This is a genomic window from Azospirillum thiophilum (assembly GCF_001305595.1).
Lineage (GTDB): Bacteria > Pseudomonadota > Alphaproteobacteria > Azospirillales > Azospirillaceae > Azospirillum > Azospirillum thiophilum.
Genome location: NZ_CP012401.1, coordinates 1,414,943 through 1,427,210 on the forward strand (window position 1 = coordinate 1,414,943; position 12,268 = coordinate 1,427,210).

At 68.5% G+C, this 12,268-nt stretch carries 12 protein-coding genes; 6 read left to right on the forward strand and 6 right to left on the reverse strand.

From position 1 onward, the window contains the following. The first annotated feature begins 48 nt into the window (after positions 1-48). Entirely contained in the window at positions 49-1,344 is a 1,296-nt protein-coding gene (locus AL072_RS06555; protein ID WP_245636785.1) for an EAL domain-containing protein, read from the forward strand. An 11-nt stretch (positions 1,345-1,355) separates the two neighbouring features. Here AL072_RS06555 and AL072_RS06560 read toward each other — a convergent pair whose 3' ends face one another. Continuing rightward, the gene (locus tag AL072_RS06560; RefSeq protein WP_045581010.1) at positions 1,356-1,703 is read right to left on the reverse strand and encodes a type II toxin-antitoxin system PemK/MazF family toxin; all 348 of its coding nucleotides are present in this window, start codon (positions 1,701-1,703) and stop codon (positions 1,356-1,358) included. Continuing rightward, positions 1,700-2,188: an AbrB/MazE/SpoVT family DNA-binding domain-containing protein gene (locus tag AL072_RS33290; protein WP_158511046.1), complete on the reverse strand. Its 489-nt coding sequence runs from the start codon at positions 2,186-2,188 to the stop codon at positions 1,700-1,702. The genes AL072_RS06560 and AL072_RS33290 overlap by 4 nt, the downstream gene beginning before the upstream one ends. On the opposite strand from AL072_RS33290, the gene thrS reads away from it, so the two are divergent. Continuing rightward, positions 2,163-4,127 (forward strand): threonine--tRNA ligase, encoded by a 1,965-nt coding sequence (gene thrS / locus AL072_RS06570; protein ID WP_045581008.1) that lies wholly within the window; start codon positions 2,163-2,165, stop codon positions 4,125-4,127. The two genes, AL072_RS33290 and thrS, sit on opposite strands and share 26 nt — an antisense overlap. 83 nt (positions 4,128-4,210) lie before the next feature. Then, complete coding sequence (gene infC / locus AL072_RS06575) at positions 4,211-4,738, forward strand: translation initiation factor IF-3 (protein WP_045581007.1); 528 nt, start codon at positions 4,211-4,213, stop codon at positions 4,736-4,738. Between the two features lie 81 nt (positions 4,739-4,819). Here infC and AL072_RS06580 read toward each other — a convergent pair whose 3' ends face one another. From AL072_RS06580 to AL072_RS06590, 3 genes are all read right to left on the reverse strand, one after another. After that, a complete protein-coding gene (locus tag AL072_RS06580; RefSeq protein WP_045581006.1) occupies positions 4,820-6,199 on the reverse strand; it encodes a CocE/NonD family hydrolase in 1,380 nt (459 codons plus the stop codon). An 86-nt stretch (positions 6,200-6,285) separates the two neighbouring features. Beyond that, positions 6,286-6,483 carry a DUF2783 domain-containing protein gene (locus AL072_RS06585; RefSeq protein ID WP_045581005.1) on the reverse strand — a complete coding sequence of 66 codons (198 nt, stop codon included), beginning with the start codon at positions 6,481-6,483 and terminating at the stop codon, positions 6,286-6,288. A 54-nt stretch (positions 6,484-6,537) separates the two neighbouring features. Then, positions 6,538-8,217, reverse strand: a complete 1,680-nt coding sequence (locus tag AL072_RS06590; RefSeq protein ID WP_045581004.1) for an FAD-dependent oxidoreductase — start codon at positions 8,215-8,217, stop codon at positions 6,538-6,540. Positions 8,218-8,466: 249 nt separating this feature from the next. Between AL072_RS06590 and AL072_RS06595 the strand changes: the two genes are divergently transcribed. Beyond that, positions 8,467-9,108 carry an acyltransferase gene (locus AL072_RS06595; protein WP_045581003.1) on the forward strand — a complete coding sequence of 214 codons (642 nt, stop codon included), beginning with the start codon at positions 8,467-8,469 and terminating at the stop codon, positions 9,106-9,108. A 3-nt stretch (positions 9,109-9,111) separates the two neighbouring features. Here AL072_RS06595 and AL072_RS06600 read toward each other — a convergent pair whose 3' ends face one another. After that, positions 9,112-9,654 (reverse strand): MarR family winged helix-turn-helix transcriptional regulator, encoded by a 543-nt coding sequence (locus AL072_RS06600; protein WP_045581002.1) that lies wholly within the window; start codon positions 9,652-9,654, stop codon positions 9,112-9,114. 157 nt (positions 9,655-9,811) lie between these two features. Between AL072_RS06600 and AL072_RS06605 the strand changes: the two genes are divergently transcribed. Together AL072_RS06605 and AL072_RS06610 are read left to right on the forward strand one after the other, a co-directional pair. Then, positions 9,812-10,948, forward strand: coding sequence for a homogentisate 1,2-dioxygenase (locus tag AL072_RS06605; protein WP_045581001.1), 1,137 nt, complete (start codon positions 9,812-9,814; stop codon positions 10,946-10,948). 79 nt (positions 10,949-11,027) lie between these two features. Continuing rightward, entirely contained in the window at positions 11,028-12,044 is a 1,017-nt protein-coding gene (locus AL072_RS06610) for a fumarylacetoacetate hydrolase family protein (protein ID WP_045581000.1), read from the forward strand. Positions 12,045-12,268: the final 224 nt, after the last annotated feature.

The following is a 12,268-nucleotide window of genomic DNA, read 5'->3' on the forward strand; positions in this document are numbered from 1 at the left end:
TGGGCCCGCCCGGTCCGCGCCACGCCGTCCGCAAAGGGCACCGCATCCGTGAAGGTCCTGACCGCCGAGCTTCGCCATGGAACGTCCCATCCGGCCACCGGCCCCGACAACAGCTTTCCGTCCCATGCGATGACCCTGCTGACGCACGCCGTCTATGCGCTCGCCTATCTGGTCGCCGGCGGGACGGCCGCGGCCTCGCTGTGGGCGCTGCGGCCGGAGGCCGATCCGCTGGTGGCGGGGCTGGCCGGCGGAATGGTCGTTCTTGCCGGGGCGCTGGCCCATGAGACGGCGGCCCGGCTGGGACGCGAGCGCGCCGCCGGCCGCCGCATCGCCCGCCTGAACGGTCGGGTGGAGGAACTGGCCCGCCTGCTGGAACAGCGCCTTGCCGCCGAGACCGCCGTCCAGGGCATCCAGCCGGATGCCGGTGCCCGCTATGACGCGGTGATGCAGGAGGTGAGGCTTCTCCAGTCGCTGGTCGCCCGCCTGACCGAGCGCCGCGCCCCGCGTCCGCCGGCCCCCAGCGTCGAGCGCCGCTCCGCCGCCGGGGCGCCTCCGGAAGCCGCCGTCCGCCCGGTGCCGCCCTCCGTTCGCCCCTCCTCCGCGCCGATGGACGACGCGGCGGTGCTGGAGGCGGTGCACGAGGCGCTGAAGGCCGACCGCATCGACATCTATCTCCAGCCCATCGTCAGCCTGCCCCAGCGCAAGCACCGTTTCTACGAGGTGTTCTCGCGGGTGCGCGCCGCCGATGGCACCCAGATCATGCCCGACCGCTATCTCGACATCGCCGAGCGCGAGGGGCTGATCGCCACCATCGACAATCTGCTGCTGGTCCGCTGCGTCCAGCTGATCCGCGAAACCGAGCGGCGGCAGCATGCCATCGGCTTCTTCGCCAACATCTCCGCCGCGACGCTGGCCGACGCCGACTTCATGCGGCAGTTCCTGCACATGATGACGCAGAACCAGGCGCTGGTTCCGAAGCTGGTGTTCGAGCTGAGCCAGCACGACCTCGGCGCCGGTGGTGCGGTGACCATGGGCATCCTGTCGCAGCTGGCGCGGCTCGGCTTCCGCTTCTCGATGGATCAGGTGACGGATCTGGACATCGACCTGGACCGGCTGCTGCGCCACGAGTTCCGCTGCGTCAAGCTGGACCGCGCCCTTGTGCTCGACCCGGCCAACGCCGGGCGCATCGGGGATCTGCGCCGCCGCTGCGCCGCCGAGGGCATCGACCTGATCGTCGAGAAGATCGAGACCGAGAACCAGCTGGTCGAGGTGCTCGACACCGGCTTCGACTTCGGCCAGGGCTACCTGTTCGGTGAGCCGCGGCTGAGCCGCAAGCCGGAGTGAGGCTCGGGTTTCTAAAGTCCGATCAGTGCCGCGAGCTTTCCGCGCACCTCCGCCAGGATGGCGGACGGTGCGCGTGCGCCGGAAAACACCAGGGGCCGGGCCAGGGTGTCGATGCTGCGGACATGGCTGGTCAGGATTTCGCCGGCGATCGGTGGACCCGGCGGCAGGACGGCGCTGCTGGGGAACGGGCGGACGCGGGTGGTGATCGGGCACAGGATCGCAAAGCGCGTCGCTTGCCAGAATGCACGGGGAGACACGATCAGCGCCGGCCGGCGCCCGCCCTGCTCGCGTCCCGTCCGAGGATCGAAGTCGGTCCAGACCAGATCGCCCGCTTCCGGCTCCCATTCGTCCCCGGTCATTCTTCGACGATCTCGCGGCCGGCGTCGGGACCCCAGTCGAATGCCTCGCGCATCGCCTCCGGCGTGACGCCTTTCATGAGTTCGTCGAGGCTGTAGCGGGGGCGGTCCGCCGTGATGACGATCCGGTCGCCTTCGGCGCGAATGTCGACCCTTGCGCCATCGTGCAGCCCGACCTGACTGGCGATGTCCTTGGGGATGCGGATGCCCAGGCTGTTGCCCCATCGGGCGAGTTGGACCTGCATGCGCGTGGCCTCCTGGCCGCTGCGGCAAATCATGGATGATACCATGAGTCGGATATACGCAGGATATACGGCGAGCGTGGCAAAAATAAAGCCATGGGTTGCCCGGAGCCCTTGATTTCCGCCGCCGCCCTTGACATTCCCCCACGCGGCGATGGAAATTTCGCGTTCCCGGCCTTGGTCCGGGTGCCCGATCCGGGTGATACGCAACACTATTGAAATGGTGACTTCGGTGACGTCCAACATCGCCATCACGCTGCCCGACGGCAGCGTGCGGGAGTTCGACCGGCCGGTGACGGGGCTTGAGATCGCCCAGTCCATCGGTACGCGACTGGCCAAAGATGCGCTTGCCGTCAAGATCGACGGCACGGTGAAGGACCTCACCACCACCGTCACTACCAACGCCAAGATCGAGATCGTCACGCGCAATCACGCCGACGCCCTCGAGGTCATCCGCCACGATGCCGCCCATGTGCTGGCCGACGCGGTGCAGAAGCTGTATCCCGGCACGCAGGTCACGATCGGCCCGTCGATCGCCACCGGCTTCTACTATGACTTCGCGCGCGACGAGCCGTTCACGCCCGAGGATCTGGAGAAGATCGAGGCGAAGATGCGCGAGATCGTCTCCGCCGACGTGCCCATCGTGCGCGAGGTGTGGGACCGCGACGAGGCGGTCGCCTACTTCAAGAATCTGGGCGAGCATTACAAGGCCGAGCTGATCGAGGCGATCCCGCAGGGCGAGCCGGTGTCGATCTACCGGCAGGGCGACTGGCTGGATCTGTGCCGCGGTCCGCATGCCTTGACGACGGCCAAGGTCGGGCAGGGCTTCAAGCTGACCAAGGTGGCCGGCGCCTATTGGCGCGGCGACAGCCGCAACCCGATGCTCCAGCGCATCTACGGTACGGCGTGGCGCGACGAGAAGGAGCTGAAGGCCTACCTGCACCAGATCGAGGAGGCGGAGAAGCGCGACCACCGCAAGCTCGGCAAGGAACTCGACCTGTTCCATGTCCAGGAGGAGGCGGTCGGCTCGGTGTTCTGGCATCCGAAGGGCTGGACGCTCTACCGGACGCTGGAGACCTACATCCGCACCAAGCTGAAGGCCGCCGGCTATGTCGAGGTCAAGACGCCGCAGTTGATCGACAGCTCGCTGTTCAAGGCGTCGGGCCACTGGGACATGTATGGCGACAACATGTTCAAGGTGGAGGCCGACGGCGGCGAGAAGCTGCTGGGCATCAAGCCGATGAACTGCCCCGGCCATGTCCAGATCTTCCGCCACGGCCTGCGCTCCTACCGCGACCTGCCGATCCGCATGGCCGAGTTCGGCGCCTGCCACCGCAATGAGCCGTCGGGCGCGCTGCACGGCATCATGCGCGTGCGCGCCTTCACCCAGGACGACGCCCACATCTTCTGCACCGAGGATCAGGTGCAGGGCGAGGCGGCGGAGTATTTCAAGCTGCAGCTCGGCGTCTACAAGGATCTGGGATTCGACAAGATCTCGGTGAAGCTGGCGCTGCGTCCGGATGTCCGCACCGGCTCCGACGATCTGTGGGACCGGGCCGAAGGGGCGCTGGCCCAGGCGTTGCGCGACGCCGGGCTGGAGTATGAGGAACTGCCGGGTGAGGGCGCCTTCTATGGTCCCAAGGTGGAATTCCACCTGACCGACGCCATCGGCCGGACCTGGCAGTGCGGCACGCTGCAGTATGATCCGAACCTGCCGGAGCGGCTCGACGCCAGCTATATCGGCGAGGATGGCGCCCGCCATCGGCCGATCATGCTGCACCGGGCGATCCTGGGGTCGCTGGAGCGCTTCATCGGCATGCTGATCGAGCATTACGCCGGCAAGTTCCCGCTGTGGCTGGCCCCGGTCCAGGTCAGCGTCGCCACCATCACCAGCGAAGCCGACGGCTATGCCGAGGAAGTGGCCAGGCTGTTGCGGCGCAACGGCCTGCGCGTCGAGCTCGACACCCGCAACGAGAAGATCAACCTGAAGGTCCGCGAGCACAGCCTGCAGAAGATCCCGCTGATGCTGGTGGTCGGGAAGCGCGAAGCCGAGGAGCGCACGGTCGCGCTCCGCGTGCTGGGCGGCAAGGATCAGGAAATTCTTGCCCTCGACGCGGCGGTGAATAAACTGGTTGAGGAAACAAAATCTCCCGCCGGGGATTTCGGATCCGACTCGCAGTTTTAACCGACCGCGCGATGCCGCCGGCCTCCCTCCGGGGGGCCGGTTTCCGCATGGTCTAAGACCATGGAGAAGCGTCCATAGCCAGGATTCCGTCCGAAGCCGCCCCGACCCGCGATGGACCGCGGGTCAACCGGGAGATTACGGCTCGTTCCGTTCGTCTCGTTGGCGCCGACGGCGAGATGATCGGCGTCGTGTCGTTGCGCGATGCCCTGCTGGCCGCCGAGGATGCCGGCCTCGATCTGGTCGAGGTCGCCCCCCAGGCCGAACCGCCCGTCTGCAAGATCCTCGACTATGGCAGGTTCAAGTACGAGGCGCAGAAGAAGGCCAACGAGGCGCGCAAGAAGCAGAAGATCATCGAGGTCAAGGAGATCAAGCTCCGGCCGAACATCGATGACAACGACTATGACGTGAAGATGCGCTCGGCACGCCGTTTCCTCGAGGAGGGCGACAAGGTCAAGGTGACCCTGCGCTTCCGCGGCCGTGAAATGGCGCATCAGGATCTGGGTATGAATGTGCTGGTCCGTGTCCGCGACGAACTGGACGAACTGGCGAAGGTCGAGCAGATGCCGAAGCTCGAAGGCCGCCAGATGGTCATGGTGCTGGCTCCGCGCTGACGCGCTTTCCGGTTCCATCCACGGAAAAGGCCCGCCAGGGATGCCGGGCGGGCCTTTTCCATGTCCGGGGCGCGCAACCCCTCACCGCAGCCGCTGGTCGTCGACGAAGACGACGTAGCAGGTGTGCCGGGTGTATTTGGCGCAGTTGTCCAGCGCGCCGACCCGCGCGGAATCCTCGCTGCCCATGCCGGATTTCCAGCCGAAGGCGCCGTCGGACGACACGGCGAAGGCCTTGTGGCCGGCGGCCTCCAGATAGGCGGTGAACTTGGCGCGGTTGGCGGCGGACAACTCGGCCGGCGGCTCCAGGCGCACCCGGGCGGCGCCTGTCGGCTCGGCCGCCGCCGCCGCGGCGCTGCCGGCCGGGCGGTCGTTGACATAGGCGATGCGGCAGCCCTGCCGGCTGTTCCTGGCGCAGGTCTCCAAGGCCAGGCGCTGCGCCTCGTCCAGGCTGCGCAGGCCGGATTTCCAGCCGAAGGCGCCGTCGGGCGCCACGGCGAAGGCCTTGTTGCCGGCAGCCTCGACATAGGCGGGGAATTTGGCGCGGTTGGCGGCGGACAGCTCGGCCGGCGGCACCAGCGCCGGCAGGGCCAGCGCCATCGGCGTGGCGCGCGGGGCGAGGCCATTCCTCGACAGGAAGGCATCGACCGCCGGTGTCCATTGCGGGATGGCGGCGCCGAAGAGGAAATGGCCGTCCTTGCCGTTCGCGGGAGCGGCCACGAAGTCGGCCCGCCCCCCTTCGCGGGTGAAGGCCTCCCAGAAGCGGCGGGCCAGCGCCGGGCCGAAGAACAGGTCGTTCTCCGCATAGATCCACAGGGTCGGCACCCGCGACGTGCGGCCCATCGTTCCGAAGGCGGCGACCAGCCGGTTCTCCTGGCAGACGTCGTCGTCGCCGCGCGAGCCGCGCCCGCCGGCGAAGCTGATGACCGCCTTCAGCCCCGGCGGCGGGTTGGCGGCGAGCGCCAGGCTGGCGAAGCCGCCGGCCGACACGCCGACCGCGATGATACGGCCCGGATCGGCAAAGGGCTGGCGCGCCATGTAGCGCACGGCCTGCCGGACATCCTCGCTGCTCTGCTCGGCGGAATGCAGATAGTCGGGGTTGTCGCAGGGGCCGTTGCTTTCGATGTAGGGGCCGTCCGACCCGCCATAGCCGCGCCGCATCACCGCCAGCACCGCCCAGCCGCGCCGGGCGAACTCGCGCGCCTGCGGGACATAGCGCAGCGGCGTCATCTCCGCCCGTTCGGCCGGGTCGCGCGGCGTGCCGTGGCTGATGATGGCGACCGGGTAGGGGCCGGGGCCGTCCGGCCGCAGCAGCAGCGCCTCCAGGTTGGCGCTGCTGCCGTCCGGGTAGCGGGCGGGGATCGACAACGGCGTCTGCGTCAACCCTTGGGCCAGGACCGGGCCGCTGCACAGCAGGACGATCAGCAGGGCGAGCAGGTGGCGCAGGCGCATGGCGGGCGGCATGGTGGGCGCATCCTCCGGGGAAACGATGCGCCTTTTTACGCGAAAGCGGGGCGGCCGTCAGCGGGGACCGACCCCGAACCCCGTGCCTACGCCACCCCCTGCCGGGCGATGCGCAGGGCCTCGGCCAATATCTCCGGGTCGCCGATGTGGTTGGCGAGCAGCAGGATCAGCTTGGCGTTCAGGCGGGCGCTCTGGTCGGCGGTCAGGTCGCGGTGGCTGTCGATCAGCATCTGATAGACGTCGTCCGGACTGGCGAAGCGCTGGTCGGTGATGAGGTCGGCCATTGAGGGGGGCTCCAGGAGATCGGGGGAATCGGCGGCCGGCTTGGGGCGTCCGGCTCAGCGTCCGGTGCAGCGGTCCAGCGCTGCCGACAGCGCGGCGGCGTCGAAGCGGCGCCAGCGGGCGGCGACATGCTGGTCGGGGCGGATCAGATAGACACTGCCGGGCGTCAGGTCATAGCGCTCGCGGATGCGGCCGGCACTGTCCACCAGCTCCCCGGCGATGCCGCGGCGCCGCTCGGTCACCGCATGCCAGGCGAGCGGCAGCGGACCGCGGGCGAGGTCATCCAGCGCTGTCGCGACCTCCGCCGGCACCGGCCCGTTCCCGTCCCCGTCCCCGTCATTGCCCATGGCGGCGTAGAGCACGGTGAAGCGCCCGTCGAGCGCCTCCATCAGCCATCCCGCTTGCCCGTCGCGCTCGACCGGCGCGTCGGTGGCCGGCGCCCCCGGCACCATGCGGCCGGCGAAGGCGTCGCCGTCGGGCGTGTTCAGCGGGCTGCCGGTATAGGTGGTGGGGGTGGACAGCCGGCCGGAATTGACCAGCGCGCGGGCGAAGGGCAGATCGACCGCCAGTTCCAGCACCGCGTCGCGGAAGACGCGGCTGATGTCGCTCTTGGGCGTGATGAAGTCGGTGGAGCGGGTCGAGTTCAGGATGTTTTCCTTCGCTGCCGCCACCCGCTCGTCGCTGTAGCTGTCGAGCAGCGTCTCGGGCGCCTTGCCCTCCAGCACCAGCGCCAGCTTCCACACCAGATTGTCGGCATCGGGCACGCCGCTGTTGGCGCCGCGGGCGCCGAAGGGCGAGACCTGATGCGCCGAGTCGCCGGCGAACAGGATGCGCCCATGGCGGAACCGCTCCAGCCGCCGGCACTGGAAGGTGTAGACCGAGACCCATTCCAGTTCGAACGGGGTGTCGGCCCCCAGCATCGCCTGGACGCGCGGGATGACGCGCTCCGGCTTCTTCTCCTCCTCCGGGTCGGCATCCCATCCCAGCTGGAAATCCAGCCGCCAGACATTGTCGGGCTGCATGTGCAGCAGCGCCGACTGCCTGCGGTGGAAGGGCGGGTCGAACCAGAACCAGCGCTCGGCCGGGAAATCGGCCGTCATCACCACGTCGGCGATCAGGAAACGGTCCTTGAAGACCTCGCCCTGGAACTCCAGCCCCAGCATCTTGCGCACCGACGATTTGGCGCCGTCGCAGGCGACCACCCAATCGGCCTCCACCGCATGGACGCCGTCGGGCGTCTCCACCTGGAGCACGACATGGTCGGGCTCGGCCTTGGCGGATATGACGCGGGAGAGCCAGCGCAGGTCGATCAGGTCGCTCTTCCGCGCCTCGGTGACCAGGAACTCCTCCAGGTGATATTGCTGGAGGTTGATGAAGGCCGGGATCTTGTGGTCCGGTTCCGGCAGCAGGTCGAACTGGTAGACCATGCGGTCGCCGTTGAAGACCTTGCCGATCTTCCACACCACGCCCTTGTCGATCATGCGTTGGCCGACGCCCAGCCGGTCCCACACCTCCAGCGCGCGCTTGGCATAGCAGACGGCGCGGCTGCCGACGCTGACGGTGTCCTCGGCGTCGAGCACCACCACCGGCACCCCCTTGCGCGCGAAGTCGAGCGCCGCGGTCAGCCCGACCGGGCCGGCGCCGATGACCACCACCGGATGGCGGCGGACGGTGCCGGTACGCTGCTCCTCCGATGGTGTGAAGCTGTATTTGGGATAGCTGTAGGTCGCGTGCATTGGGCGTTTCCTCCCCCGGAAACCGATGTCGGGATGCATTGGCGGATCGCTGTGGGGCGAATTGTTATTGTTGCCAACGATACAGTTTCATTTGATACCAATCAAGCCCCCGCTGGACCACCGGCCGGTCCGTCGGTGAAGCGATACAGACATGCTTACCATGACGGAAAATCAGTATCGCGTACAGGATGCCTCGGTGTAGCCTTGCGGCAAAAGACCGGACAGAGACACCCGAGGACCGACCCGATCATGACCGCATCCGCCAGGACCGCCCCCGCCTTGCCGCGCCCCACCGTCTACGCCATCGACGGCGTTATCCCCGTCATCGACCCGACCGCTTTCGTCCATCCCTCCGCCGTGCTGATCGGCGACGTGGTGGTGGGCCCGGGCTGCTATGTCGGGCCCTGCGCGAGTTTGCGCGGCGATTTCGGCCGGATCGTGCTGCAACGGGGCAGCAACGTGCAGGACAATTGCACGCTCCATGCCTTTCCCGGCCATGACGCCATCGTCGAGGAGGACGGGCATGTCGGCCATGGCGCCGTGCTGCACGGCTGCGTCGTCCGCCGCAACGCGCTGGTCGGCATGAATGTGGTGGTGATGGACGGGGCGGAGATCGGCGAGGAGTCGATCGTCGCCGCCATGGCCTTCGTCAAGGCCGGCTTCGTCGTGCCGCCGCGCACGCTGGCCGCCGGCCTGCCGGCGAAGGTCGTGCGCGACCTGCGCCCCGACGAGATCGCCTGGAAGGGCGAGGGGACGGAGGAGTACCAGCGCCTCGCCCGCCGCTCGCTCGCCACCATGGTCGCCTGCGCTCCGCTGGAGGCGGAGGAGCCGGGCCGCGGCCGGGTCGATGCCGGCACCAGCCAGCCGCTGCACAAGGTGAAGGGGGGCTGAGCGTCAGCCCGCCGCCGGCTCCGCCTCCGCGGCGGCCGGCGCCGGGCGGGTCGCCAGCTGGTCGGCGCGGGCCTGGAGACGGGTCAGCAGCGTGTCGAGCTGCGCCTGCTCGTCGGCCGACAGGGCGTCCGTCACCTCGGCCTGATAGGTCAGCGCCATCGGCACGATCTCCGCATAGATGTCCAGCGCCTTGGGCGTCAGGGTCAGCAGGGCCTTGCGCCGGTCGGTGTCGCCCGATTCGCGCAGGATCAGCGCCGAATCGAGCATGCGGCTGATGGCGCGGCTGACCTGCACCTTGTCCATCGCCGTGCGCTGCGCGATCTCGCCCGCGCTCATCGTCTCGCCGCCGCCCAACACGGCGATGATCCGCCATTCCGGGATGGTGATGCCGAACCGCTTCTCGTACAGCTTGGCCAGCGTGTGGCTGACCGTGTTGGCCAGCACCGACAGCCGGTAGGGCAGGAAGCGCGGCAGGTGCAGCGCCGGCAGGTCGGCCGGGGCCGAGGCTGGTTTGGCGGCGGTTCGGGTACGGCGGGCGGGCGGCATCGGCGGGATATCGTCTGAATCGTGAAGGGTAGGGTCCCATCCTGCGCCGGAATTTCGCGCTTGCAACAGTTTCAAACGAAACTATTATGGGTGCCAATGGAACAAGCCTGCCGGTTCGCCCAGTCGCGGCTGCCGGCGGCATGAAGGGGGAAGCGCCATGAAGAGCTGGATTTCGTTTCCGAAGGTCGAGGGCACCGCATCGCGTCAGGCCCATGTCCGGCTGCCGGCCGGCACCTACGAGCGCGAGATGGGGCGCGAGGGCTTCTTCGGCCCGGCCACCCAGATGCACCATGCCCACCCGCCGACCGGCTGGACCAGCTTCGACGGGCCGCTGCGCCCGCGCGCCTTCGACCTGAACAACATCGACCGCATCCCCAGCCAAATTCCAGGCTGCCCCTTGGAGGCGCCGGCCCTGATGGGCAACGGCGCGACCCAGGTGCGGCTGTGGCGCTTCAAGGGCAAGATGGACCATCTGGTCCGCAACGCCGACGGCGACGATTTGCTGTTCTTCCACCAGGGCGGCGGCCACCTCTACTGCGACTACGGCCATCTGGAGGTGCGGGAGGGCGACTATGTCGTGCTGCCGCGCAACACCTGCTGGCGGCTGGAGACCGACGAGGCGGTGATGGTGCTGATGGTCGAGGCCACCGGCGACGCCTACAAGCTGCCGCACAAGGGGTTGGTCGGCACCCACGCCATCTTCGATCCGGCGGTGCTGGACGTCCCGTCGCTGGACGACGCCTTCCAGGCGCAGAAGCACGAGCGCGAGACGCTGGTTCGGGTCAGGAAGCGCGGGCAGCTCTGTGCCATGACCTATCCGTTCAACCCGCTCGACGCGGTGGGCTGGCACGGCGACCTCGCCCCGGTGCGGCTGAACTGGCGCGACATCCGGCCGCTGATGAGCCACCGTTACCATCTGCCGCCCTCGGCGCACACCACCTGGGCCGCCGGCCGCTTCATCGTCTGCACCTTCGTGCCGCGCCCGATCGAGTCGGATCCGGAGGCGCTGAAGCTGCCCTACTACCACTCCAACGAGGATTACGACGAGGTGCTGTTCTATCACCGCGGCCAGTTCTTCTCGCGCGACAACATCCATCCCGGCATGGTGACCTACCACCCCTCGGGCTTCCCGCACGGGCCGCATCCGAAGGCCTACGAGGTGGCGCAGAAGTTCGAGCGCAAGGAAACCGACGAGGTCGCCGTGATGATCGATACCCGCGACCCGCTGGACGTCTATCCGGCGATGGAGGGCGTCGAGTGGGGCGGCTACGCCGACAGCTGGAAGGTGAAATGAGCGGCTGCCTGGAAACAAGGGGCCGGAAACCGGGGACAAGGCTGCCGGACGCTGATCTGACAGGAAGGGAAGGGACCGAATGAAACTGGCAAGTCTGAAGGCGGGCGGGCGCGACGGCACCCTCGTCGTGGTGTCGCGCGACCTGACCCGCGCCATCCCGGTGCCCGCCGTGGCGAAAACGCTGCAGGCGGCGCTGGACGAGTGGGAGGCGCTGGCGCCGAAGCTGGAGGAGGCCTACCGCGCGCTGAACGCCGATCCGGCGTCCGGCCGGCCCTTCGACCCGGCCGAGGCGGCCTCGCCGCTGCCGCGCGCCTACCAGTGGGCGGATGGGTCGGCCTACGTCAACCATGTGGAGCTGGTGCGCAAGGCCCGCGGGGCGGAGATGCCGCCCAGTTTCTGGACCGACCCGCTGATGTATCAGGGCTGTTCCGACGGCTTCCTGGCGCCGATGGACCCGATCCCGGCGGCGACCGAGGAGTGGGGAGTCGATTTCGAGGCGGAGATCGCCGTCGTCACCGACGACGTGCCGATGGGCGTCTCGGCCGAGGCGGCGCGCGGCCATGTCCGGCTGCTGATGCTGGTCAACGACGTGTCCTTGCGCAACCTGATCCCGGCGGAGCTGGGCAAGGGCTTCGGCTTCTTCCAGTCCAAGCCGGCCTCCAGCTTCTCGCCCATCGCGGTGACGCCGGACGAGCTGGGCGGGGCCTGGGATGGTGCCAAGCTGCATCGCCCGCTGGTGACGACGCTGAACGGCGAGCCCTTCGGTCGTCCGGATGCCGGCACCGACATGACCTTCGACTTCCCGACCCTGATCGCCCATGCCGCGAAGACCCGCCATCTGGCGGCCGGCAGCATCGTCGGGTCCGGCACGGTGTCGAACAAGCTGGACGGCGGCCCCGGCAAGCCGATCGGTGCCGGCGGCGTCGGCTATTCCTGCCTTGCCGAATTGCGGACGATCGAGACCATCGAGCATGGCGCGCCGAAGACGCCCTTCCTGCGCTTCGGCGACCGCGTGCGGATCGAGCTGTTCGATGCGGCCGGCGCCAGCGTGTTCGGCGCCATCGAACAGGAGATGGTCCGGTACGAGGGACCGTGAGCCCGGCGTTCCGCTGAATTCGAGGTTGTGGAATTGGCGTCGGCGGGACCCGCATGCCCTTCCGGCGCCTTTTCGCATTTGCAGCAATAACCTGTCGCCGGCCAGTATGGCATGGCAGGTCGGTCCGAAGGATTGTTGCGCTTGCCCGGCGGTCCGGAGATTTGACGTGCCATCCGATCGTTATCGAATATAAGGTGCCGCCCCCTATCCCTATTTGGTGCCGC